Origin of the sequence: Neptuniibacter sp. (assembly GCF_024231755.1) — a bacterium.
Lineage (GTDB): Bacteria > Pseudomonadota > Gammaproteobacteria > Pseudomonadales > Balneatricaceae > Neptuniibacter.
On the sequence record NZ_JAAEQH010000104.1, the window covers coordinates 1 to 22,817 of the forward strand.

The 22,817-nt window shown below is 46.8% G+C and carries 39 protein-coding genes; 35 read left to right on the top strand and 4 right to left on the bottom strand.

The features are described 5' to 3' along the window. Window positions 1-48 precede the first annotated feature (48 nt). The 10 genes from GY843_RS04580 to GY843_RS04625 all read left to right on the top strand — a co-directional run bounded on the left by GY843_RS04580 (window position 49) and on the right by GY843_RS04625 (window position 5,045). Complete coding sequence (locus GY843_RS04580) at window positions 49-561, top strand: ASCH domain-containing protein (protein ID WP_297306991.1); 513 nt, start codon at window positions 49-51, stop codon at window positions 559-561. 2 nt (window positions 562-563) lie between these two features. Continuing rightward, complete coding sequence (locus GY843_RS04585; RefSeq protein ID WP_297306993.1) at window positions 564-821, top strand: hypothetical protein; 258 nt, start codon at window positions 564-566, stop codon at window positions 819-821. Beyond that, on the top strand, window positions 818-1,192 hold the full coding sequence (locus GY843_RS04590) for a dATP/dGTP diphosphohydrolase domain-containing protein (RefSeq protein WP_297306995.1): 375 nt from the start codon (window positions 818-820) through the stop codon (window positions 1,190-1,192). Before GY843_RS04585 ends, GY843_RS04590 begins: the two co-directional genes overlap by 4 nt. Further along, window positions 1,185-1,502 carry a hypothetical protein gene (locus GY843_RS04595; RefSeq protein ID WP_297306997.1) on the top strand — a complete coding sequence of 106 codons (318 nt, stop codon included), beginning with the start codon at window positions 1,185-1,187 and terminating at the stop codon, window positions 1,500-1,502. Before GY843_RS04590 ends, GY843_RS04595 begins: the two co-directional genes overlap by 8 nt. A 378-nt stretch (window positions 1,503-1,880) precedes the next feature. Then, a complete protein-coding gene (locus GY843_RS04600; protein WP_297306999.1) occupies window positions 1,881-2,156 on the top strand; it encodes a hypothetical protein in 276 nt (91 codons plus the stop codon). 31 nt (window positions 2,157-2,187) lie between these two features. Beyond that, on the top strand, window positions 2,188-2,508 hold the full coding sequence (locus GY843_RS04605; RefSeq protein ID WP_297307000.1) for a Gp49 family protein: 321 nt from the start codon (window positions 2,188-2,190) through the stop codon (window positions 2,506-2,508). A 21-nt stretch (window positions 2,509-2,529) separates the two neighbouring features. Then, complete coding sequence (locus tag GY843_RS04610; protein WP_297307003.1) at window positions 2,530-2,772, top strand: hypothetical protein; 243 nt, start codon at window positions 2,530-2,532, stop codon at window positions 2,770-2,772. A gap of 48 nt (window positions 2,773-2,820) precedes the next feature. Next, window positions 2,821-3,267, top strand: coding sequence for a hypothetical protein (locus GY843_RS04615; protein ID WP_297307005.1), 447 nt, complete (start codon window positions 2,821-2,823; stop codon window positions 3,265-3,267). 2 nt (window positions 3,268-3,269) lie between these two features. Continuing rightward, complete coding sequence (locus tag GY843_RS04620) at window positions 3,270-3,755, top strand: hypothetical protein (protein WP_297307007.1); 486 nt, start codon at window positions 3,270-3,272, stop codon at window positions 3,753-3,755. Window positions 3,756-3,827: 72 nt separating this feature from the next. Continuing rightward, entirely contained in the window at window positions 3,828-5,045 is a 1,218-nt protein-coding gene (locus GY843_RS04625; protein WP_297307009.1) for a hypothetical protein, read from the top strand. A gap of 60 nt (window positions 5,046-5,105) precedes the next feature. Here the strand turns inward: GY843_RS04625 and GY843_RS04630 are convergent, their stop codons facing one another. From GY843_RS04630 to GY843_RS04640, 3 genes are all read right to left on the bottom strand, one after another. Next, window positions 5,106-5,531 carry a PDZ domain-containing protein gene (locus GY843_RS04630; RefSeq protein ID WP_297307011.1) on the bottom strand — a complete coding sequence of 142 codons (426 nt, stop codon included), beginning with the start codon at window positions 5,529-5,531 and terminating at the stop codon, window positions 5,106-5,108. A 132-nt stretch (window positions 5,532-5,663) separates the two neighbouring features. Next, window positions 5,664-5,990: a hypothetical protein gene (locus tag GY843_RS04635; protein ID WP_297307013.1), complete on the bottom strand. Its 327-nt coding sequence runs from the start codon at window positions 5,988-5,990 to the stop codon at window positions 5,664-5,666. 72 nt (window positions 5,991-6,062) lie between these two features. Next, window positions 6,063-6,473: a type II toxin-antitoxin system RelE/ParE family toxin gene (locus GY843_RS04640; RefSeq protein WP_297307015.1), complete on the bottom strand. Its 411-nt coding sequence runs from the start codon at window positions 6,471-6,473 to the stop codon at window positions 6,063-6,065. 270 nt (window positions 6,474-6,743) lie between these two features. Here GY843_RS04640 and GY843_RS04645 point away from each other — a divergent pair, with 270 nt between their 5' ends. The 21 genes from GY843_RS04645 to GY843_RS04745 all read left to right on the top strand — a co-directional run bounded on the left by GY843_RS04645 (window position 6,744) and on the right by GY843_RS04745 (window position 20,356). Then, window positions 6,744-7,193 (top strand): lysozyme, encoded by a 450-nt coding sequence (locus GY843_RS04645; protein WP_297307017.1) that lies wholly within the window; start codon window positions 6,744-6,746, stop codon window positions 7,191-7,193. Window positions 7,194-7,204: 11 nt separating this feature from the next. Further along, window positions 7,205-7,420 (top strand): phage holin, encoded by a 216-nt coding sequence (locus GY843_RS04650; protein WP_297307019.1) that lies wholly within the window; start codon window positions 7,205-7,207, stop codon window positions 7,418-7,420. Next, window positions 7,417-7,764: a hypothetical protein gene (locus tag GY843_RS04655; protein ID WP_297307020.1), complete on the top strand. Its 348-nt coding sequence runs from the start codon at window positions 7,417-7,419 to the stop codon at window positions 7,762-7,764. Before GY843_RS04650 ends, GY843_RS04655 begins: the two co-directional genes overlap by 4 nt. Window positions 7,765-7,950: 186 nt before the next feature. After that, window positions 7,951-8,313: an HNH endonuclease signature motif containing protein gene (locus tag GY843_RS04660; protein ID WP_297307021.1), complete on the top strand. Its 363-nt coding sequence runs from the start codon at window positions 7,951-7,953 to the stop codon at window positions 8,311-8,313. A gap of 103 nt (window positions 8,314-8,416) precedes the next feature. Further along, window positions 8,417-9,610: a site-specific DNA-methyltransferase gene (locus GY843_RS04665; RefSeq protein ID WP_297307022.1), complete on the top strand. Its 1,194-nt coding sequence runs from the start codon at window positions 8,417-8,419 to the stop codon at window positions 9,608-9,610. Next, window positions 9,610-10,083, top strand: coding sequence for a phage terminase small subunit P27 family (locus GY843_RS04670; protein WP_297307023.1), 474 nt, complete (start codon window positions 9,610-9,612; stop codon window positions 10,081-10,083). Before GY843_RS04665 ends, GY843_RS04670 begins: the two co-directional genes overlap by 1 nt. Then, a complete protein-coding gene (locus GY843_RS04675) occupies window positions 10,080-11,741 on the top strand; it encodes a terminase TerL endonuclease subunit (protein WP_297307024.1) in 1,662 nt (553 codons plus the stop codon). Before GY843_RS04670 ends, GY843_RS04675 begins: the two co-directional genes overlap by 4 nt. Then, a complete protein-coding gene (locus GY843_RS04680) occupies window positions 11,735-11,920 on the top strand; it encodes a hypothetical protein (RefSeq protein WP_297307025.1) in 186 nt (61 codons plus the stop codon). Before GY843_RS04675 ends, GY843_RS04680 begins: the two co-directional genes overlap by 7 nt. After that, window positions 11,917-13,182, top strand: coding sequence for a phage portal protein (locus tag GY843_RS04685; protein WP_297307026.1), 1,266 nt, complete (start codon window positions 11,917-11,919; stop codon window positions 13,180-13,182). The genes GY843_RS04680 and GY843_RS04685 overlap by 4 nt, the downstream gene beginning before the upstream one ends. Further along, window positions 13,170-14,114 carry a S49 family peptidase gene (locus GY843_RS04690; RefSeq protein ID WP_297307027.1) on the top strand — a complete coding sequence of 315 codons (945 nt, stop codon included), beginning with the start codon at window positions 13,170-13,172 and terminating at the stop codon, window positions 14,112-14,114. The genes GY843_RS04685 and GY843_RS04690 overlap by 13 nt, the downstream gene beginning before the upstream one ends. Before the next feature lie 81 nt (window positions 14,115-14,195). After that, complete coding sequence (locus GY843_RS04695; RefSeq protein ID WP_297307028.1) at window positions 14,196-15,479, top strand: phage major capsid protein; 1,284 nt, start codon at window positions 14,196-14,198, stop codon at window positions 15,477-15,479. Between the two features lie 65 nt (window positions 15,480-15,544). Beyond that, entirely contained in the window at window positions 15,545-15,775 is a 231-nt protein-coding gene (locus GY843_RS04700) for a hypothetical protein (RefSeq protein ID WP_297307029.1), read from the top strand. Window positions 15,776-15,843: 68 nt separating this feature from the next. After that, window positions 15,844-16,404 carry a head-tail connector protein gene (locus GY843_RS04705; protein WP_297307030.1) on the top strand — a complete coding sequence of 187 codons (561 nt, stop codon included), beginning with the start codon at window positions 15,844-15,846 and terminating at the stop codon, window positions 16,402-16,404. Further along, window positions 16,401-16,718: a phage head closure protein gene (locus GY843_RS04710; RefSeq protein ID WP_297307031.1), complete on the top strand. Its 318-nt coding sequence runs from the start codon at window positions 16,401-16,403 to the stop codon at window positions 16,716-16,718. The genes GY843_RS04705 and GY843_RS04710 overlap by 4 nt, the downstream gene beginning before the upstream one ends. Next, complete coding sequence (locus tag GY843_RS04715; RefSeq protein ID WP_297307032.1) at window positions 16,699-17,217, top strand: HK97 gp10 family phage protein; 519 nt, start codon at window positions 16,699-16,701, stop codon at window positions 17,215-17,217. The genes GY843_RS04710 and GY843_RS04715 overlap by 20 nt, the downstream gene beginning before the upstream one ends. Further along, the gene (locus GY843_RS04720) at window positions 17,214-17,924 is read left to right on the top strand and encodes a hypothetical protein (protein WP_297307033.1); all 711 of its coding nucleotides are present in this window, start codon (window positions 17,214-17,216) and stop codon (window positions 17,922-17,924) included. Before GY843_RS04715 ends, GY843_RS04720 begins: the two co-directional genes overlap by 4 nt. Window positions 17,925-17,941: 17 nt before the next feature. Next, window positions 17,942-18,079, top strand: coding sequence for a hypothetical protein (locus GY843_RS04725; protein ID WP_297307034.1), 138 nt, complete (start codon window positions 17,942-17,944; stop codon window positions 18,077-18,079). Then, window positions 18,066-18,992, top strand: a complete 927-nt coding sequence (locus GY843_RS04730; protein WP_297307035.1) for a phage tail tube protein — start codon at window positions 18,066-18,068, stop codon at window positions 18,990-18,992. The genes GY843_RS04725 and GY843_RS04730 overlap by 14 nt, the downstream gene beginning before the upstream one ends. A 101-nt stretch (window positions 18,993-19,093) precedes the next feature. After that, the gene (locus GY843_RS04735) at window positions 19,094-19,519 is read left to right on the top strand and encodes a hypothetical protein (RefSeq protein ID WP_297307036.1); all 426 of its coding nucleotides are present in this window, start codon (window positions 19,094-19,096) and stop codon (window positions 19,517-19,519) included. A 65-nt stretch (window positions 19,520-19,584) separates the two neighbouring features. Beyond that, on the top strand, window positions 19,585-19,884 hold the full coding sequence (locus GY843_RS04740; RefSeq protein WP_297307037.1) for a DUF1799 domain-containing protein: 300 nt from the start codon (window positions 19,585-19,587) through the stop codon (window positions 19,882-19,884). Between the two features lie 52 nt (window positions 19,885-19,936). Beyond that, entirely contained in the window at window positions 19,937-20,356 is a 420-nt protein-coding gene (locus GY843_RS04745; protein WP_297307038.1) for a hypothetical protein, read from the top strand. 98 nt (window positions 20,357-20,454) lie between these two features. Here the strand turns inward: GY843_RS04745 and GY843_RS04750 are convergent, their stop codons facing one another. Further along, the gene (locus tag GY843_RS04750) at window positions 20,455-20,742 is read right to left on the bottom strand and encodes an Arc family DNA-binding protein (RefSeq protein ID WP_297307039.1); all 288 of its coding nucleotides are present in this window, start codon (window positions 20,740-20,742) and stop codon (window positions 20,455-20,457) included. 105 nt (window positions 20,743-20,847) lie between these two features. On the opposite strand from GY843_RS04750, the gene GY843_RS04755 reads away from it, so the two are divergent. From GY843_RS04755 to GY843_RS04770, 4 genes are all read left to right on the top strand, one after another. Beyond that, a complete protein-coding gene (locus GY843_RS04755; RefSeq protein ID WP_297307040.1) occupies window positions 20,848-21,012 on the top strand; it encodes a hypothetical protein in 165 nt (54 codons plus the stop codon). Beyond that, entirely contained in the window at window positions 21,009-21,797 is a 789-nt protein-coding gene (locus GY843_RS04760) for a BRO family protein (RefSeq protein WP_297307041.1), read from the top strand. The genes GY843_RS04755 and GY843_RS04760 overlap by 4 nt, the downstream gene beginning before the upstream one ends. Next, the gene (locus GY843_RS04765; RefSeq protein ID WP_297307042.1) at window positions 21,794-22,138 is read left to right on the top strand and encodes an Arc family DNA-binding protein; all 345 of its coding nucleotides are present in this window, start codon (window positions 21,794-21,796) and stop codon (window positions 22,136-22,138) included. The genes GY843_RS04760 and GY843_RS04765 overlap by 4 nt, the downstream gene beginning before the upstream one ends. Window positions 22,139-22,207: 69 nt before the next feature. Then, window positions 22,208-22,564 carry a hypothetical protein gene (locus tag GY843_RS04770; protein ID WP_297307043.1) on the top strand — a complete coding sequence of 119 codons (357 nt, stop codon included), beginning with the start codon at window positions 22,208-22,210 and terminating at the stop codon, window positions 22,562-22,564. Window positions 22,565-22,817 lie beyond the last annotated feature (253 nt).

Below are 22,817 nucleotides of genomic sequence, written 5' to 3' on the forward strand. Positions count from 1 at the left end.
CGATGATATCCCTTTCCAAAATCCCTATAAGGGCATGGAGCTGGTGGTATGAGCGGTCATCCGGATTGCTTGGTATGCAAGGGGAAGGGGTTTATCTCCTCCCCGGTTCCAGGGGAAGTTGGAACTTGGCCCTGTGACTGTAACCGAGTGGATCTGGATAAGGCTATAAAGCAACTTTGTCTATCAGATAACGGCCATTTTGAGACACAAACCGTTTTGAGTGCAGAAAGTGAGACGCAAATGGAACAAGAAGAAAAACAAGCGATCGATTTTACGGCAAAGAACTTCGAACTAATCAGGTCTGGTAAGCGCACGACTATCCGTTTGGGTCGTAAAGACTACCCGCTGACAGGCTTTGATTTCACTTGTGATGGACTCCTTAGCGAATACACACCTGTTATCACTGAGTTACGACATATGCGCTTTAAGGGGCTGACTGTTCAGGATGCTATCAATGATGGCTTTAGTTCTATCGAGCAGCTTAGACAGGAACTAGAGCAATGCTACAGCCGCCGTGTTTCTGATTTTGACGAAGTAACCGTTGTTCGGTTTGAGGTGTGAGCATGTTCAAGGTAACTGATTTTTCTGGGCTGCCAGTAACTAAAGACCTGCGGTTCCCTCTGCCCGTCGAAGAGTACAAGAAGAACCCATCACCAGAGGGCGGTGATATATCGGTAATGGTACTGACTAACGAAGATGACACCGAAGTGCTGGGAACCATTCAGCATTGGAAGGATATGCCTACCGGTATCGTGTGTGGGCAAGAATTATTCGAGACGTTGTCGAGCCATAAAAACATTCCAAATGGGGCTAACGCATGAGTGATTACGAGCCTGGCTTAGAGCCGCAGGAAACAGACCCATCTGGTAAAAGCCAGCATGAAGTCGGTGCCAAACTGGACCACGGAAAGAATCGACTAGCGCTGGTTCTGGGTGGTTTCACTAACGCCCTGCAGGCAGTGGGTGAGGTAGGCACGTTCGGCGCGAATAAGTACACCGACAATGGCTGGAAGTCTGTAGAAAACGGTACCGAACGCTATACAGACGCAATGCTTCGCCACCAGTTTAAGGAGTTCGCTGGAGAGATTACGGATCCAGACAGCGAGAAAATGCACGCAGCGCATACCGCTTGGAATGCATTGGCTCGACTCGAGTTATTACTCCTGGAAGAGAAGGTCGCTGCTAATGCCTGAATATACCCAAGGGCTGGCACTGGATGGCGTTGCTGTTCTTAAAGATGGTGTTCGGTTAACTGCTGAGGAGGTTATGGCAGAACTGAATGGCATCAATGGTTTGATCGAATACATCCATTTCCTTGAGCGTAAGAACCTTGTCCCCAAAGAAGCAATCACCGAGGAGATAGCTGTTAAAGCGACAGCAGCTGCAGCTCGGGTGCTGGGAATCGACGCTGATGAGTCGCAACCCACCAAGCTGGAACGATCGCAACTTCGGGAAGTGGTTATTGCCACTGTGGAATCTATTAAGGATCAGCTAGGGCGATGAGACGAAACCTGCTTTGGCTGTATATGGAACACGCTTACTACGAACTAGGGTGGGAACAAGCATGAGCACAGTAACACTGCCTTGGAAGATATTCTCAGTGGTGTTTTGGGCCGCACTGGTTTTGGTGCCGCTTGGGTTATTAGCCCTGGCTATACGGAGCTGCGCTTAATGGATAAGGGTAGAAGACCTATGCGGATTATCAGTACAGACCATCTGCCATGGCGGTTCTTAGCGGTGGTGATATATACAGGGTGTTCTCTAATGTTTTTCCTGTTGCTGTCAGCTCTTGGTGTAAGTGACAGCAGGGCGATGATATCTGCAGTCGTGTTTGCTTCTTTGCTAGGAGCATTTAATAAGTTCGAGCCGAGGGGATAAGGGATGTATAGCTGTGCATCTGGTTGCGGTGGGACGGTTAGAGTTTACGGGTGTAAATGGTGTCCTGACTGTTACCCAAATTTCAGCATGGGGCATGCCTGTAAAGAAAGAGCCTTTGTCGTGGTGGCGGGGAAGTATGACGAATTCGAAGGCGAACAGATCGAAAACTTTAAATACTGCTCTGAGCCAATGTTGTTAGAAGATGCTGAGAAGGATTTAGAAAGATTTAAAGGCTATCCGTTTGCTCGGATTGAGTATCAGGCGGCAGATAACAGCTAGCAACCAATCGTTATACCTACGAGGTGAAATTATGAACGATATAGATATTGAAAAAGAGATTCAGGAAAAAGGTTTGAACGCTCCGCGTGTGCCACTGGACAACCTGCACGCGAAGATTAAAGAGGTCGAAATCGTTAAGCACGTTTCTGTTTCAGGGCAGGTCCTCCGTTGGGCGGTACTGACAATGGAAAACGGCTTTGCTGTGACTGGCAGTCCGTCATGTTCAGTATCTTGCGAAAATGATGATGTAGAACTTGGCGAGAAGATCGCTATCAAGAATGCAGAGAATGAGGTATGGGCGCTTGAAGGGTACGCGCTGAAGCAAAAGTTGTATGAACAACCCTCTACATAACTTTCTCATGGAGGATTGAACATGGAGCCAAAAGCAGGAAACGAGTATCCAGACAAGGATTTAACACCTGAGCACTCTAAGCGTAATACGCCAGACGATGAGCCTCTACACCCTGATATATCCGCTGCATATGACTATGTTGATTCAGTTCTGGATACGAGCGATTTCAAAGACTCATATGCATGGCACGGGTGGGCATTAAGAGAAGCTTTTCTAGCTGGCATAAGCCACGCAGAGAAGCACGCAGAAGGCAAACAGCCCTAAGTTAGTCGGCCATACGGTCTTATATGCACGCAAGAGGTCTACAAAATAATGAGAATCGGAATAGATCCGGACTTGATTAAAAGTGGTGCAGCTGTAGTGGTAGATGGGCAGCTGCAGGAACTCCACGCTCTGACATTCTTTGAACTGATCCAGTTCATTGATAAACACAGGGAAGGCACTCGGTTCTTCCTGGAAGATGTAGAGCATGACAAGGCTGTTTATATACGCCCCGGTACGAATCGCAAGCAGATGCTAAAGATTGCCCAGAACGTTGGGAGTGTTAAAGCGATTGGACGACTGTTGCATGGTTACCTGCAGGACTCCGGTGCTGACTATGTTCTGGTTAAGCCTCTGCAGGGTTACTACAAGCGAGCTAAGAAAGACGCGGATTTCTTTAAAAAGTTAACTGGCTGGGAAGGCCGAACAAACGAAGACAAACGAGATGCCGCTCTACTGGCATTGTATGGCGATACTTCCAAACTCAGACTGGGGTAAGCATGGCTTCTGAAAACATTAGAGCTGACGTTATCAATGTTGTTGACCGCTATATAGCAGTCAGCCTGGTAAAGGAACTGAATAAGGATGCTGGGTGGCGCTCTGAGCACATGCTAGGGCGTATGGCTGACTATTTAGGTCAACTGCCTCACTCGCAGGGTGGTGGTAACAGTAACGGTGCCATGATCCACCAGCTTTCTATGATGTTTGCAGAGCCTGACGATCCACATACTAAATGGGCGTGTGCTGCTATGGATTTATTGAAGCTTAAGAGCGAGCGTAACCATGATGCTCTATTCGGATATGTATTGCTCCGCAATCGTCCGGATCCGCTGGTGGAAGGTAGCGAGTGCCATACAGCTGCAGCGATCGGAAGGGCAGTGGAGATGTCTCGTTCTGCTCTTTATAAGAATCTCGCAGCGGCGGAAGAGTTTCTGATTAAGCTGATTGATATGTATGAGATGGGTGGTCTACTTAAGGCCGCATGAGAATATGCGTAGATGAAACTTTAAAAGCCTTCACTGACACTTCTTAGGGAATAATAGTGAAGGTATACTGGCTTGAACTTAGATTCATTTTCTACAGGGACGACGTTACAACACATGGAAACACCCAAAAACGAACAAGCGATAAAAGCTGTAGCTTATCGTGATGCAATCAACTTGACTCGCTCGCAGCTGGTGAGCACTACTCCTTTACTCGATCCTAACGATCCGTTAATAACTGAAATTGACGGATTGATTGAGACGTTCGACATTCTCCATCAGAAGTATCAAAAAGGTATAGCGCATTATCTGTCTGCATTAGAGAGCGTGCCTATTCAAGATAAGTGCATTAGTGTTACCAGAAAATTAGAGGCCCGAGGGGAGCCTTTCATTGATATTGCTGCCCAAGTAACAAGATACTGGGGGAAAGTGGATCCATCGTGCATTGAAGAGGCAAAGAGGATTGAAAGGCGAAACAGCTCTTCTTCTGATCTAAATTTATTAGACAAGCCCATCACAAGCCTTGAAGCAGATATTGAATCTAAGCCTACTACTGAACGATTAGCTCAGCTCGAAACCCAAGTCCGAGGCATTTCAGAAGCTATCTCCGCAGAGTCTCTTAAAGAACTTAAAGCCGAAGCGGAAACCAATATTGAATTAAGTAAGAACTATATAGCAGATGCTAAAGTGGCCTCGATAGCTACGAGGGCAGCAGCTGATAAAGCGATAAAAGAAATAAAGGACAGTAATTCAGAGGCTTATCAATACACGGTAGCTAGAGAGTATATTGAAAGCGCTGACGATGAAGAAGGACATGCTAACAAGTATCGATTGCTATCAGTGATTAGTCTCAGCACAGCGATCGCTTTGGTGTTCTCAGCATTATTCTTGCTGTCTGATACACAGACTATAACCCGGACAAGCTCTGAACCTACGGTCACAACTGTAATCCAGGAGGTTAGCTACACCTTTGACCCTGTTAAAGGTTATTTGCTGGGATCGTTGACCCTATTACTGACTATTCTCTCTGCGTATTTGGCGAGAGAATCGGCAAAGCATCGTATACAGATGAATGCTTATAGGCAGATTGCCATGAATACATCTGTAGTAAAAAATATTACAGGTAGTTTAGATAAGGATACAGAGGCTGAGATAGTCTCTAACCTTGCGAAATACTTATTCTCTAATCCCGTTGGGGTCGGTCTAACAGCGCCTAATGACGGCCCGCCAATCAATGTGGCAGAGTTAATTACTAAGCTGGTGGAAAAAATAAACCCACCTGACAAGCCATAGAGCTATTTGGTAATTAGAAGAAAGCCTTCCCGTTCATTATGAATAGGAAGGCTAAATTTTTTAGAGAATCATTGCTGCAAGGATGCCGTATATAAACATAACGATGGCTATGGCAGGTATCGAAGCGAGAGACCACTTAACCATAAAGAAGACCATAGATATAAAGCTCATGTTTATATCGGTAACCACAACTTCTTGAGGCAGTGGTTTGACCCGTTTCTTTGGCTTAACATCTTCCTCTGTACAGACTAAGCCAAGCGGAGCGGAAGTTGTTAGCTCAATTTCAATAGGCTCATCATTGCGTAATAGGGTTAATGTGACATTTTCTTTTCCTTGTGACTTAGCTTTTCCAACGCAAACCGATAGGTCTCTATTAGTCTGTATTGGGTTGCCATCGTAATCCTTTAATATGTCTCCTTGCTGAAAACCTAATTCAGCCGCTTGTCCCTGATCCTTGACCGTTTCTATCACTAAACTTTTAGACATTTAATAATCCTTATATTTCCCTAATGGTTTAAAAGCGGGATGGATTGTAGCACTTAATGCCTAAAAGGTTTGTCTGTGGGATGGGTGATCCGATCGGGTAGTAGGTGTTCGATCGGATCACATTTATAGGGGCTAGTGGCTTAAGCTGAATAGCTCGCCTGGCGAATGAATGCCTTCACGTTCTTGGCATAGTTTGAATAAGCGGAAAATGTTTTTGCAGGTTCCGTTGCCTGCTGGGCTTAACATTCGGCGTAGCCCTGATTCTTTCATTTGCATGTCTTCAGACACTTCTTTAAATGCCTGAGTACCGTTTAGGTAATCTCGAAACATTGAGTTGCCAACTGCAATGTCGCCTTCGAGATAGGATTCTAGTGCTTCAAGTAGTAATCCTTTTCTGTATTCTGGATCTTTACAGAGCTCCATTACGGTGTCTTTGAATTCACGAGTTAGTGCCATCACTCATCTCACTTTTTCATTATGGCGCTTTTATTATTCTTGTTAGTAGCTATACCTGATTAGGTTCGTCGATATTTAATTTTTTCGTTTGGTTTTCTTTTTTCGCTTTCTATTAGCGATATTAGATCGGTTTGGTTGTTTAGGTTTTCTGCTTAGGTAGTCCTGGTGGTAATCCTTTGCTTTATTAATAGCCGCTTGCTGGTCTGATTTATCACTGCCTGCAAACAGGATAATTAGATCGCCGCCTTCAGTTATGTAATAGATCCGGTAGCCGGGGCCATAGTCGATTCTATGTTCGTGTAATCCATTACCGTCCGTAATAGCTTTATGGTCACCAAAGTTACCTGCTTCCATTCGGGTAATTGCCTTGGTAACTTTGGTCTTAGCTCGTACATCCTTGAGGTCGAACATCCATTCTTTAAATGGGGCTTTACCTTCCTCTGTTTCGTACTCTTTTGCTTTACGCTCTACTACTGGTATCGGCATCTAAGGTGCTTATCCTTCTTATAAGATAACATATATGTTATTAAGTTCAATGCTACCTAGGTTTGTAGTTTGATGCCAGTGGGTTTAAAGGGAAAAATGCATAATTACTGTTTTTTTATCCATGCTGTAAAAATAATCAGTAAGTGTCTTGATTAAACGAGACAAATAACATACCCTAATTTGTAAGTTGGGAGAGTTGCCTAAAGGCGCTCTCCCTTTTTATTGGGCCTCGCTAATCAGCGGGGCTTTTTCGTTTCTGGAGTATGCAAAGTGATTAAGCGCCCTAAGACATGGCTGGCTATTGCATTGACTGCTGTAGCAGGTTTCGAGGGTGTCAGAACTAATGCTTATATAGATCCGGTTGGTATCCCGACAATCTGTTTTGGATACACGCACGATGTGCAGATGGGTGATACAGCAACAATTGAAGAGTGCAAAACGTTGCTGACCGATGAAGTTGTTGAGTTTGGTCTACAGGTTAGTAACTCGGTTACCGTTCCGCTCTCTAAGCAAGAACAGGCCGCATATACATCGTTTGCTTATAACGTAGGCATTGCCAACTTCAATAAAAGCACGCTTCTTAGAAAACTAAATTCAGGCGACCGAGAAGGTGCCTGCAATGAACTCCCTCGCTGGGTATACGCGAAAGGGGTAAAGCTACCAGGGCTGGTTAATCGACGTGAGTCGGAGCGGCATTTATGTTTATCGGGCATCAAGTAAGGGGTAAAGCTGTGAATATAGATCATCAAACAGCAGCCCTAGGAAAGATCGCGTCAGTTGCATCTGGTGCTTCTTATACTGTGTCGGGCGGTCTGGTTGCTGGGGATTACCTCCAGTTTCTAAACGCTAATTACGGCGCGATCGGTGTCTTTATTGGCGTCGCCACTTTTGCTGTTAACTGGTACTACAAGCGCCAAGAAATCAAAATATTGGCTAAAAAGTCATGAAATCCGTATTCGTCATGATCATGATGCTTTCTGTGAGTATGGCTTTGCTATACCAGCAGGTAAGCCGGAACGGCAAGCTAGCAGCTGAAAACAATCAGCTTCAACAAACCGTGGTAGATCAGACAGAAGAGATACATAAACAGCGGGAGCGAATCGTCGAGATTGACTCTATCGCTGCTGATGTACGCATTCAAAATGAAACCATTAGAAGGCAGAGCAATGAACTACGTCGTGCACTTGAAAGCGCCTCTGACTGCTCTGGCTCTTATATTGATCCTACTGTCGCTGAGCGGGTGCGAGAATACCGTAATAAAAACAGTGACCGTTCGGGAAAAGATTCCTGAGTCATTTCTGGTTCCATTAGAGCCTCCTGCCTTAACGGGAACGTATGGCGATTATATAGCCGACTGTGAAGCTGCCATTAAGAGTAGTAACACGGATAAAGAAGCGCTTCGGAAGTGGTCTGAGTAATCGGTCCCCCCAATCCCTCTGTTAACAATTCCTTAAGATGATTCATCGAGGTGTAGGCAGTGCCTAGACGTGCTCCTAAAGCGTGCCGTGTGCAAGGGTGTGGCGGGCTTGCCACAGCAAGTCACGGTTACTGCGACAAACATTCTGATAGAGCTAAAGCCTGGAGTAGAGGCCGTGGCGGTAGAGGTCGTGGTGGTAGAGAGTGGCGGCGAATAAGAGAGCAAATCAAAGAACGAGCTAATGGGCTGTGTGAAGAGTGCCTACGCCATGGTCGTCTTACTCCTGGGCAGGTCTGTGACCACGTAGTGCCAGAGGCAGAGGGCGGCACCACAACGGACGACAACCTGCAGTGGCTCTGCCAATCATGCCACGACAAAAAGACTCAAGAGGAAAGCAGGAGAGGTCGCGACCGTATCTCCTAGGGGTAGGGGGGGGATCAAAACTTCCCACCTTTCGATCCCGGACACCGCCGCCCAACGTTTTCTCACACGCGTGCAAAATTAGAGTAGGGGGGAGTCGCCACATATGAGCGATCTCAATCTGACGTATCAACCTGTGGGTGATCTTATTGAATACATCAATAACTCACGCACTCACAGCGACGAACAAGTCAATCAAGTAGCTGCCAGCATCAAAGAGTTTGGTTTTACTAACCCAATTCTGGTGGACGGTGAGAACGGAATTATTGCCGGTCACGGTCGCTTAATGGCCGCTAAAAAGTTGGGGCTGGATAAGGTTCCGACAATCGAGCTTTCGCATCTGTCCGATGCGCAGAAGAAAGCTTATGTCATTGCTGATAACAAGCTGGCTCTAAATGCAGGCTGGGATAACGACCTGTTAGCACTTGAAATTCAGGGGCTGGATGAACTCGGTTTTGATCTCGAGCTACTGGGTTTCTCTGATGATGAGCTTCAGGAGTTTAAGCTTGATGAAGAGGTCGAAGGTTTAACGGATGAAGATCAGGTGCCAGATGTTCCAGCAGAGGCAATTAGCCGTGAGGGAGACCTTTGGCTGCTCGGGAATCACCGTGTGTTGTGTGGTGATAGCACAAGTATGGATGCCATCGACAGGTTGATGGGTGGCGTGAAGGTCGACATGATTTTCACAGACCCACCTTACAATGTCGCTATCAATGGTAGAAGTGGAAAGCATGACGTAATCAAAAACGATGATCTGCCTGAAGCTGATTTCAACTCATTTATCGATGATGTTTTACAGAATATAAAGCTAATTAATCCGGCAGCCTATTACATCTGGTGCAATTGGGATTTCTATGGGGTTTTGCAGGAAAAGCTAGCTTATAAAAGCTGCATCGTCTGGGCTAAAAATGTTTTCGGGATGGGGAACGGATATCGCCACCAACATGAATTTTGCTTATTTAACGGCAAGATTGATGAGGTCATAAAAAATGAGAGTGATCTTTGGTCAATTAAAAAAGACACCAATTACGTCCACCCTACACAGAAGCCTGTCGAGTTAAGCGTTCGTGCTTTTGGTAACCACATAAAATTATTGAACGTTCTTGATCTATTCGGTGGGAGTGGTAGCACGCTTATTGGTGCCGAACAAACCGGCCGAAAAGCGTTTCTGATGGAACTGGATCCTAAATACGTTGATGTAATCATAAACCGCTGGCAAGACTTTACCGGCAAGAAAGCAATGCATGCTGAGCTCGGTAAATCCTTTGATGAGATGAAAGGCGATCGGGAGGGAGAATAATGGCTCAGGGCAGAAAACCATTACCAACCAACCTTAAGCTGCTAAAGGGTACCGCTCAGCCTTGTCGTATGAACAAGAACGAGCCAAAGCCGAAGTCGGATAAGGTTAAGATGCCAACCTTTCTATCTCCTGCAGCTAAAAAATGTTGGCGTAGAGTATCTAAGACATTATCTGAAGCAGGCCTTCTGACTAACTTAGATGTCGATGCTTTGGCGACATATTGTGAAGCCTTTGCAAGATGGGTAGATGCTAACGAGAAAGTCGAAAAAATGGGTGGTGTCATTAAATCACCAAACGGCTATCCAATCATTAACCCATATCTGTCGATTTCCAATAAAGCTCAAGAGCAGATGAAGACCATGATTACCGAGTTCGGTATGACTCCATCGAGCAGAACTAAGATCGACGTTAAAGTCGAAGAGGAAATCGAGGATCCTGTAGAAGCTTATCGGAAACGTAAGAATACACCGTGAGTGCAGGTGTAGCTGAAGGGCATCAGTATGCGTTAGATGTCGTTGAGGGAAAGGTTGTAGCGGGCAAATGGATAAAGCTCGCCTGCAAGCGGTACTTAGATGACCTAGAGCGCGATGATATTTACTTCGATGTTGACGATGCTCAGCATCATCTAGATTTTTATCCAATATTTTGCACCCACGTAAAGGGCAAGCTCGCTGGAGAACCCATTGAGCTAGAGCCTTGGCAAGCATTCGGCCTGATGAATGTCTTCGGGTGGAAAACGCTAGATGGTTTGCGCAGGTTCAGAACCGCTTACGAAGAAGTGGCGCGTAAGAACGCTAAGTCTACAAAGCTGTCTGGTGTTGGCCTGTATATGCTTGGTTTCGACGGCGAGGGTGGTGCTGAAGTATACAGTGCTGCCACAACCCGGGATCAGGCAAAGATCGTATTTAACGATGCCAAAGAGATGGGGCGAAAATCCCCACAGCTCCGTAGAACCTTTGGTTTTCACCAGAGCAATATCCACGATTTACAGTCGGCATCAAAGTTTGAGCCTTTGTCATCTGATGCGGGGACGCTGGATGGTAAGAACGTTCACTGCGGTCTAATCGATGAGGTTCACGCCCATAAAACCCGCGATGTTTGGGATGTAGTAGAAACGGCGACAGGCGCTCGAGAGCAGCCGTTGATGTATGCCATAACTACTGCTGGCTCCAACAAGCTGGGCATTTGTTATGAACTTAGAGAGTACTTGTGCAAGATCCTCGAAGGTGTTTTCGAGGATGACACATTCTTCGGTCTAATTTTTACGCTCGATGAGGGTGATGACTGGACTGATGAAAACTGCTGGATAAAGGCTAACCCTAATCTTGGAATCTCCAAGAAATGGGATGATATGCGCCGCCTCGCTAAGAAAGCGCAGGAGATGCCAACAGCACGGAATAACTTCCTCACTAAGCACCTTAACATCTGGGTAAACGCTGCTGTTTCCTGGATGAACATGGATAAGTGGGAGCGAGCGCCAAAGATAGCGCCTGATGAAACGCTGCAGCAGCTTCCTTGCTTTATCGGTACCGACTTGGCAAATAAGCTGGATATTGCAGCTGTAGTAATGGTTTTCCCTGATTCTGATGGGCATTACCACATTCTCTGCAAGTTTTACCTCCCTGAAGAAGCGATTCAGATAAAAGCGCGATCGATCGGGAATATGTACCAAGCTTGGGCAGATGACGGTTATATCACGTTAACTGAGGGCAACATTATCGACCACGAGTATATCGAGGACGATATTAGAGCCATTCTCAGCGAGCACGATGTTAAAGCGATCGGCTTCGACCCTTGGGGTTCTACACAGCTTTCCATAAAGCTGGCAGAAGATGGTGCGCCGATGGTTGAGGTACCGCAGACGGTTAAAAACCTCTCTGAATCCATGAAGGAAGTAGAGGCGCTTGTTCATGCCGGTAAGCTTCATCACGGCGACAACCCGGTTCTAAATTGGATGGCATCCAACGTGACTGCCAAAGAAGACAAAAACGAAAACGTCTTCCCTAACAAAGAACATAAAGACAACAAAATCGACGGCATGGTCGCACTGTTTATCGCAATGAACAGGATCCTCTGTTTTGAGGACATCGATCAAGACTCCGTTTACGACTCCTCGGATGTAGCATGTTAATAGCAATTATCACATTTCTGGTGGGCATTATCGGTGTCGGCTTGGTGTCTTTTGGTGCTTGGCAGATATTCCCGCCTGCGGGGCTTATTGTTTGCGGCACGCTTTGCCTAGCCTGGTCCTATTTGATGTCTAAAGCTGCAGCTAGTCGCAGTGTTACCCCAACCGAAGGAGACGAATGATGTTTATCCCTATGCTGTTCAAGGGCTCGTCTCCAATGCAAGGGAAAGCGGATTTCTCTAAATGGATCAGTTCAGTTTCCGGTCGAAACACTAAGGCCGGGACACACGTAACCACTGAAACAGCCTTGGCGCTATCAGCGGTTAGGGCGTGCGTTACCTTACTGGCAGAGTCCGTGGCACAACTACCTTGCGAACTGTATGAGCGAGATGAAGAGAACGGGCGCTCTAAAGCGGTAGATCATCCACTGTACGATGTAATCCGGTACCAGCCGAATCGTAAAGACACTGCTTTTGAGTACTTCGAACAGGTGCAAGGTGCTTGCGGGCTTGAGGGGAACAACTTCTCTCTGATAGAGCGCGATGAGCGCAGCTATGTCAAAGAGCTAATCCCGATCAACCCGAAGAAGGTCCGAGTGCTTAAAGGCCCTGACCTGATGCCGTACTACGATATCGAAGGCATTGATGGCTTGCTGCCGATGCGAATGGTTCACCACACCAGAGCCTTTTCGTTAGATGGCTATCTTGGGCTTTCACCGCTGCAGACTAACGCAGATGTGGTTGGTTTAAGTCTGGCCACAGAAGAGCACGCTGCTGCCGTTTTTAGTCGGGGTACCACTATGAGCGGTGTGATCGAGCGACCGAAAGAAGCTGGATCCATTAAAACTCAGGAAGGTGTAGATCGCCTGCTGAGTAAGTTCGCTGATAAGCATAGCGGTTTAGGCAATGCCTTTTCTGTTGCGCTGCTGCAGGAGGGTATGAGCTATCGCCAGTTATCCATGGATAACGAAAAAGCCCAGCTTATAGCGAGTAGGCATTTTGGTGTAGCTGAAGTATGCCGTCTGTACAAAGTGCCGCAGCACATGGTCCAGGAGATAGAAAAATCCACCTCTTGGGGTAGTGGTATTGAGCAGCTTTCGCTGGCGTTTGTGATTTACACGTTGCTGCCATGGCTGAAGCGTCACGAAGCAGCAATGATGCGCGACCTATTGCTACCTGAAGAGCGCAAGAAGTATTACATCGAATTCAATGTTTCTGGTCTGTTGCGTGGTGACCAGAAGTCACGATACGAAGCATACGCACTGGGCCGTCAGTGGGGCTGGCTATCAGTAAACGATATCCGCCGCATGGAGAATATGGCACCGATAGATGGTGGCGATAAGTATCTAACGCCTCTAAATATGGCTGATTCACAGCTTCAGCAATCGCTGAACGCAACACCTGAGCAAATGAAAGAAATTGAGGGCATCCTATGCAGGGCTTAATTAACTACCCACATATCGCAAGCATGGCTTTCAATACGCCACTGTATGCGACACCAGAGCTTATTGCTGGCGTTAAATCGGTTCTGATTCCACGTCTGACTGGTGGACAGGCTGAAACTGTTTCTCTGGAAGCGGCGAGTGAAGACGCTACTCCGTTGATGATGACGGAACAGGAAGACCGCGAAATTCGCCGTATGACAATCTCGGGTAATATCGCCGTGATCAATGTCCATGGCGTTCTGGTTTCCCGTCGTGGCACGATCGATCAATCTTGTTCTGAGCTGATTAGTTATGAGCGCCTACGAACTCAGATTTCAGCAGCGCTAAACCACGATATGGTTCAAGAGATCGTCTTGGATTTCCATTCCGGTGGCGGGATGGCGATGGGCTGTAAAGAGTTGGCCGACTTTATTCATGCAGCTACAGAGATCAAGCCTATTACAGCGATCGTTAACTTCGCTGCTTACTCCGCGGCATATTTCTTGGCCGCTGCTTGTTCGAAGGTGATTTGTAGTCCCACTGGCGGTGTAGGATCCATTGGCGTAATTCTGGAAACCTTCGAGGTCAGTAAGTGGGAAGAGGAGGTGGGTATCACTTACAACACCTTCTACCGCGGGGGCCATAAAAACGACATGAGTCCACATGAGCCGATTACAGAGCAGGCGGTTGCAGAGATAAATCAGAAGCTCGATAAGTCTTATCAAATTTTTACTGAATCTGTTGCTCAGTACCGCGAAATCGACCCGCAGCTGGTGGTTGATACTGAAGCGCGTTTGTTTGATCCGGAAGAAGCCCTGTCACTGGGTTTGATTGATGAGATCAGCCCCGCTCAGGATGCAGTAAACCAGATTGCACAGAGTTACGTTCAACAGGAAACACGTCCAAGCATTGGCCTCCGGGCTGCAGCGATCAATCTAGAATCCCAGCTCTAGCCCTGCGGCGGAGCTGAAAACCTGAACCGGCATTGAGCCGGTTTTTTTATGCCTAAAACAATCCAACAAAGGTAATAAACCATGAGTAAAATCGACCAACTCCGCCGCGAGCGAGCTGATGTAAACGATCAGATTCAGGTGCTTGCGAAAGCTGAAGCTGAAGGCTCCCTGACTGATGAGCAAGTAAGTCAGTTCGAAGAGCTTTCCGCTTCTTTTACTAGCCTTACGGCACAGATCGAACGACTGGAAACAGCTGAGCAGATGAATGCGCAAGCTTCGGTACCAGTAACAACTACGATCGGTGCTGCAGCTCCAGCTGTCCACGTTAAGAAAGAAGCCGAAACCTATAAAGGTTCTGCGTTCGCACGTACCGCTATGGCTATCGCTGCCGGTGATGGTGATCTTAACCTTGCCGCTAAATTCGCCCGCGATGAAATTCGTGACGCGAATGTAGCGATGGCGATCGAAACGACCAACGGTAGTGGTGGTGCGCTGATTCCTCAGAACACCCACGACGAAGTAATCGAGCTTCTACGTCCTAAGACTGTAGTTCGCCAGCTGGGTGCTCAAGCTCTGCCACTGCCTAACGGCAACCTGAGTATTCCTCGTATGTCCGGTGGTGCTACTTCCGGCTATGTTGGTGAGGGTGCTGACGTTCTGGCGACAGAAGCGACTACTAACGATGTTCAGCTGTCCGCGAAGACAATGATTACGATCGTTCCGATCTCTAATCAGTTGATTGGGCGTTCAGGTTTCAACACAGAGCAGCTGTTCCTGAACGATATGCTGAGTGCGATGGCTGTCCGTGAAGATAAAGGCTTCCTCCGCGACGATGGTACTAACAACACTCCTGCAGGCTTCAAGAAGACTGCAGAAGATGCTTCTCGTACTGTTGCGTGGTCTGGTACTGCGGATCTGGCAACGATCGATGCTTACCTTGATAGCTTGATCCTGAAACTGATGGAAAGCGATAGCATGATGCTGCGCTGTGGCTGGGCTCTGTCTCCACGCTCCTTTATGAAGCTGGCAGGTCTGCGTGACGGCAACGGCAACAAAGCTTATCCAGAAATGGCTCAGGGCATGCTGAAGGGCTGGCCGGTACTACACACAACCACAATTCCTGTGAATTTGGGTGTGGGTACAAATGAGTCTGAGATCTACTTCGCAGACTGGAATGATGTAGTTATCGGTGAAGATGACAGCATGAAAGTCGACTTCTCCCGCGAAGCTACCTACAAGGACAGCGGCGATAACCTGGTTTCTTCGTTTGCTCGTAACCAGTCGGTTATCCGTGTGGTTAACGAACACGATATCGGTTTCCGTCATCCAGAAGGTCTGGTGCAGGGCACAGCGGTTACTTGGTAATCCCTGTTTAAGCAGGCTCCAAGTGAGCCTGCTGTCTCTATCACAAATAAAGTAGGTAATTATCCATGACTGACCCTAAGAAAGCTCCAGAAAAGAAGCCTGCAGCTCAGAAGCCTGCAGCCCAGAAAACAGAACAGAAGAAAACTGCTGTTGAGTTCATTAAGCCACACGGTCGTTACGTCCGTGGTGATATCGCAGGGTTTGATCCTGAGACTGCTGAATGGCTGATCACTAAAAAATATGCTGTAAAGCCAGGTGAAGCACCAAAGGACGATTCTGAAGATCCAGCTGCTTAACTGCGACTAGTACGTTCACTCAAAGGCATTCAGTGAGTGCCTTTCGGTGAAAATTGAGGATTGAATTCATGCCAATTATCCAGGCTACACAACCTGCAGAGACACCAATCTCTCTGGTTGAAGCGCGATTACAGTGCCAAGTTGATGCTGATATCACAGATGAAGATACGCTCATCGAATCATTGATAAAAGCAGCCACAGGATTCTGCGAGAAATATACGGGCCGCCCCCTGATTACTCAGCAAAAAAAGTATGTCGGCTGTTTTGCTCCTGAGCTTGTGTTGAGTCCCAACCTTGTATCAGTCGAGTCGGTGAAATACCTGGATTCTCAAGGCGCACAGCGCACTGTAGATGCTTCCGACTACTTCGTTGATGTTGCATCGATAGAAGGGCAGGTTTCAGCATATGAGGTGTGGCCTTCTACTAAGGCGAATCATCCGCAGCCAGTAACCGTTAGTTTTACTTGTGGCTACGGTGATGCTGCTGATGTCCCTGAAGCGATAAAGCAATGTATTCGTTTACTGGTCGGGCATTGGTTTAACAACCGGGAAGCGGTTGGCAAGGTCGATGGCGAATTAGAGTTTTCAGTGTCGAGTTTATTAAGCCTTTACCGAGTTCCTGTTATATGAAATTGCCCCACCGCATAACAATCCAAGCCTATACCGAATCGGGAAATGAATACGGTGAAACAGAAAAGGATTGGGCTGATTACATAACGGCTTTTGCTAATGTCCGAATGATCAAAGCAACTGAGAATTTCTCAGCAGATCAGGAACAGGCAAGAGTTGATCTAACAGTAAGACTACGCAATCGCCCCTGGCTTACAGCTCAGCACCGTATCAAGTGGAAAGGCAATATTTATGAAATAGCTGGCCCACCCGTAGATGTCGACGGAACTGGGCGTTTTGTGGAGCTCGCTTGCCATGACCTCAATAAAGCTTGAATACGATGAAGCAGATGTTCTGGCAAGGCTGGAAAACCTGGAGTCTGAGCTAAAAGTTAAAGCGGTTCGTTCCGGATTAACCCGAGTTGCAGCTCCTCTTAAAAAGACCGCTAAACGCTTAATGCCCGTAGATGAGGGTGATCTGGCTAAAGCGGTAGGCCACAAGACAGTTACCAAGCGCCAGCAAGCCCGGTTAAACGTCTTTGAAGGCTCTTCAAATCGAATATCAGTAGATAACCCCGGCATTGCGATCATTGTAGGTGCTAACCGTAAGGTCAACGGCCTTAATCAATCATACAAAGCCACGCTTGTAGAGTTCGGGGTTAAAAGGAAATGGCGAACCTATAAAAAGCGCAGGCTCCGCAAATACCCCGGCTATCATTTCGGTGGAATTAAAGGCAAGTACGTAATGAGCAGAGCTTTAAGTCAAACCTCACCACAAATCGGCACTTTGTATTACCAGGGTGTTGCCAGATATCTAAACCGGATAGATGCATGATTGATAACATCATTACAACGCTCTCAGGCCAGTCTATTAATGCTGTAAAAACCAGTGACGCAGATATCTCCACTGTAGATACGGCGATTGGCTTGAAGGATATTTTCGGGCCATTGGTTGGCTCTAAGGTATACCCGCTGGTGCTTCCTGCTGATGTGGTTTTGCCAGCAATGATCTATCAGCAGGTTAATAGGCAACACATCGAAGTGGATGGCGAAAAGCTAGGGCGAATAGATACTTATGTGCTTAGCGTGAGAGCCTCTACATTCAAAGATCTTCAAGGACTTTGCGCGCAGATTGTTGATACGGTGGCTGGTCTGGCTGGACAATACGAAATCACAGACTTTGCTGTTGATTATGAACCGGATGAAAAGCAGTACAGGGGGCATCTGGAATTAGAAGTAACTACTCTTGCCACTGTATCGCAGTCTATTCCGGCGGCTCTTGTTTATGAGTTTGCTTCGCAAGCTCAGGAAAGCCAATACGATAATGTTGTGCGCCAAGCCGTAACAGATGTTTTTTCGGTTGTACTAGTGTGCGATCAAGATCAGCTCGAAACAGTTCGAAACCAAGCCTCTACAGCGCTGGTGGGATTGCAACCAAATCCCCAAAGCCACCCCATTCAATATCTATCCGGTAAGCGTTTAGCCCAAACAGGGCAGCTCGTTTACTGGCGAGAACAATTCTCCTTCATTCGTTACATCTAACCAAACCCGAGGTCCCTATGAGTAACCAAGGCGGACGCTATGAAATGCGGGACGGCCAGCGCGTGCGCGTTGGTGGAACCGAAGCAAAGGAGCGGGCTCAGCCTGCTAAAAAACCAACCAAAGTAAAAAAGGTAAAAGACAATGCTGAGTCGTAAGAAAATTCTACTGGCAAAGGTTGAGAGTACTTACGGTACTGATGCCACTCCTGCAGCAGCAGACGCTATTCTCACGAAAAATCTGGACATCACGCCATATGACGGCAACACAGTCCAACGTGACCTGGTGCGTCCAACGCTAGGTAATGAAGAAGCAATCAATGTAGCGCCTAATGTAAAGGTCAGCTTTGAAGTCGAGATTGCGGGCTCTGGTGCTGCAGGTACTGCTCCTGCTTGGGGTTCCGTGCTTCGTGCTTGCGGCTTCTCAGAAACGGTTAACGCTGGCACTGACGTACAGTATCAACCGGTATCCTCCAGCTTTGAGTCTGCAAGTCTGCACTATGAGCAGGATGGTCAGATTCATAAAGTACTAGGTTGCCGTGGATCCGTAAGCTTTGATCTGTCTTCTGGTGGCATTCCAGTAATGAAGTTTAGCTTCACTGGCCTGTACGCTAAGCCAGTTACAGGCTCGCTTACAGCCGATCTGTCTGCCTTCCAGGTGCCGCTGCCAGTTACTAAAGCAAACACACCGACCTATACCATTCATGGCTATAGCGCGATTGCTAATAGCTTTAGTGTGGATATGTCCAACAACGTAGTTCACCGTAACCAGATCGGTCATGAAGAAATTTCTATCACTGATCGTAGTCCAAGCGGCCAGATGGTGATTGATGCGCCAACGCTGACTGATAAAGATATGTTTGCGCTGGTGGAATCCCATAATGGCATTACAACTGATGCTGTTCAGGTAGTTCACGGCACAGTAGCCGGGAATATCGTTCAGATCGATGCACCTAAAGTGCAGTTGAGTGGTATCAGTGGCACTGACCTCGACGGCCAATATGCCTACCAGTTGAATACATCTTTCATCCCTGATGCGGGCGATGATGAGATCGTAATCACGGTTAAATAACCGGCCCCTTCAACCCTGCCTTCTGTCTATCCGTGGAGGGCGGGGTTTTCTCTACCAACGGATAGCTAAACGGATAAACCAACGGATATAGGACAGATACCATGTCATTTATTGTTAAGCCAGTAGAAACATTCACGCTTCCTTTGATCATTAAAGAGCCAACAGGGGTGGCAGAAACAAAGGAACACGACCTCGCGGTTACTTGGAAGCTTCTTTCTAAACCCGAGCGTAAAGCGTTACTGAAGGATATTGAAACAGCTAAAAAAGAACATCGCGAGCTGATTACTCAATTCGCAGCCGGTGAATTGGAAGAGCTGCCTGAATTCGAATTTTCAGATATTGCTCTCTGTGAGCAGTTGATTACGGGTGTTGATGGCTTACTAACTCCTGATAAGGAAGAAATTGAATACAGTGCAGAGTTGCTGCCTGAATTATTCGATATGGACTACGTTGAAGCAGCTTTCTCCGCGCAATTGGGCGAAGTTCTTTACGGTAAAGCTATTCGGGATCTGCTTGAAAAAAACTGATAGAGGCTGGCCGGTATTGGGCAACTGATACCGGTTCCAGCACCGACCCAGAAACCCTAAAGGAAATGGAAGAGGCGGGCGCTCCAGAGGAAGTTCTGCAACACTACCGTTCTTCTGAGGTTGAGAATTTTGTTCTTTACCAGGACAATATTCAAGCATTAGATCTGTTCCTTGGGTGCAGACCTCAGCGCCTTGTCATTAGCTCAATGAGCGGGGTTAAGCTTCTTTATGATGGTATCGACCGCAGCGAATTAGTTTCGCTGATGGATATCTATTCCATAAAGCCGAAGAAGCGACCATATGTGTTAAGGCAGGTTCAGCTGATTGAGACGGGTGCCAAGGAAAAGGCCAACGCAGAAAAGTAAGAATTTTACTGGTATGCTCCGATCATCATCACGGAACAACAAGGAGTTGAAGATGAGATTGGTACTCCCAGCGGTTGCAGTAATATTGCTTATAACAAGCTGCACAAACGAGGTGCCTGACCGGTTTCAAGAGCTAACAGGGGCTGTTACGGAGATAGAAAGGCTGGTTGCTTGCAAAAAAGTCTATGAGTGGCAAGCAGTTAATCTCATAATGTCCCGAGATTCGCTGAGTGAGAGCAGCGAGTTAAGACCTGCCTTTATTGAGATGATAAATAATACCTACCAAAAATATGGTGAATACTTTGTATTTTTGGAAACGCGAGACAGCGCTAAGACCGAGATGGCCGAGCGCAAGCTTCAAAAGCGATTCACCCAAGAGGAGTTTCGTCTACTAGTTAAAGAGTATGATGAGCTACTAGTTGCTCACTGTAGGGATTTCTATCAAACCTATGGAGTGAGGAGTCTTCGGTAGGAGTTGAAAGTTAGAGCGCGGCAACTTTTGAATATAAATGGGGCATATAGCCCCGTTTTTATTGCATGTCCGGCAAATGGAAGGAGTAGGGTTTCTGACTAGCTCTTTTCATCATCTGTTTCAAAGGTGTTGCAAATCTCAATTGCAGCGGACTTGGTTTCGTTATCCGAGTTTTCAGAGGCTTCTATTATTTTTGCAGCCCTCATAAGGTAGTAGGCCGCCGTCACGCCTTTACCGTTTTTTCTCGGTTCTGCGATAGATTGGTTAAGCCTGAAAATAATTTCAGCATTAAGTGAGCGGCCGCTTTCTTCTGCTGCTTTTTCTAAATGCTGCCTTAATTCCTGCTCCATTCGGAGTGGATAGCTTTGTAGTTTATTGGTACCCATATCTTTATTCTGAATCTTTTAGATATCTTTTTCAAAGAATCTTATTGATATCTGCTTTCTGTTTGCTATAGTGATATCACATAGAATCTGCTTGAGGTAAAAGAAATGCCAAAAAGACTCCGCGAAACATCTTATCCATTTCGAATGGAACCAGAGATGAGGCTACAGGCTGAAAAAATTGCCAAGCAAGAACGGCGTAGCCTGAATGCTTGGCTTCAAATAGCTGTAGAAGAAAAACTTGGTCGTTACAAAGATCAGGAGGCCGTATGAGCAACGTAATTCCGTTCGATTTTAAGGGGATTCAGATAAGGGCGCTTGAGATTGAGGGCGAGGCTAAATTTGTAGCTAAAGACATTGCATCCGCTTTAGGTTATTCGAATCCGCGAAAGGCAGTTATAGATCACTGCAAAGCAGCTAAACCTGTAGGGGGTAACGATTCGTTACCCCTGGACCCTCAAACCATTGTCATTCCTGAGCGCGATATGTATCGCTTAATAATGAAGTCACAACTCCCTTCTGCTGAAGCGTTTGAAGAGTGGGTTGTAGGAGAAGTTCTCCCTTCAATCCGTAAGACCGGTGGTTACGGTAGCGGCATGCCAGCAATTAATGATCCTAAGCTGGCCGCATTACTGGAACTGGCAGTAAAGCAGGACCAGTTAGAGGAGCGTCAGCAGATTCTTCAGGATCAAAACTTGAAGCTAGCGCAAGATAATCAGGTACTGACTGAGCGTGTTGAAAATGTTGAGCTTCAGCATCGGAATGGTGTGCCTGCAGGCTGTATTTCAAAAGGTGATGCATATTCGCTTTATGGTTTTGGCCTGTCATCCGATATTTTTCATGCAGCGCTTAAAAAACAGCAGGTAGAGCGGGTTAACTACATCCACACAACAGCTGAAGGTTTCACAACACCTACATACGCCTACCGCAATAACGGATCTGTTCGCCACGCGATAGAGGCTTTCATCAAAGATGCAGAGCAAGTTACTGAATGGTTTTGTGAGTCTCCAATGCTGGACGGAAAGCGATTCAGGTTTAAAAAGGAGAAAGCAGCGTGAATGATTATCCAAGCGATCTTTTAGATAAGTTCACTCTGCGCCTTCCGGAAGGTATGCGTGATGAAATCAGGGAGGCTGCGGTGAAGCGCGGACGGAGCATGAACTCTGAGATCGTTCTGCGCCTTCAGGCTACAGCCAGATCAGAACAAAGAGGAAATAAGCCACCTCCGTTCAATCTGCATATCTCTCGGGAGTTAATGGATCAAGTCGCGCTGACGGCCTTAGAATCCGGTAGATCAATAAATGCTGAAATCGTGTTTCTGTTAAAGCAGGTTCTTTCTGATCAGGTCACGCTAAAGCAGATTAACGAGAAGCTGGATAGGCTTTTAGAACGCAAGTAGTTAAATGGGACTTGGGAGATTCGGACCTCTCAAGCCCCGCATCAAATCTCTTAGGACAGAGGAAATGATATGAACAATATTAGCCTTAGTGCTGACGTTCGTCCATTGCCCAAACGGACCACGGCAAAAATAATTAACTTCCCGGTGCGAGCGAACGCTTCTGCAATGGGTTTGATTAAAGAATATAGAGAGCTTCGAGCGGCTTGTTCACACGCAGTTGGTGAAGAGTTCGAACAGAAAGGCAAGCTAATGAACAAGCATGTTGATCGAATGATTGCCTATGGCTTGAGACTCGTTGGCGAAAAAACGAAAGAAGAAGCATCGCTGCATTCATTCGCAAAGAAAATGGAGAATGCTGAGCAATTAGCTGGGCCTTCATATTTCATAGCGTGTGTGGAGGCTAGTTTCGAGCTTTTGCAGGCATGACGGTACTGGTGAATAGTAAAATTTTAAAGCCCGCGCTCAGCGGGTTTTTTATTGCCTGAAATTAGTACTTCAGCGCGTACGTTGTCGCGCTAACCCACGCAACGAGGCCAATCAAAGGATTGGCGAACCATATCCCGATATTAAAAAGCGAAAGAAGCGCCCACCAAGGCTTACCTGTGAACAGCAGGCAGGCAGCAGGGAATAGCAGAAACGCAATCAATAAATAATTAAGCATACCCCCAGTATAAGGTAA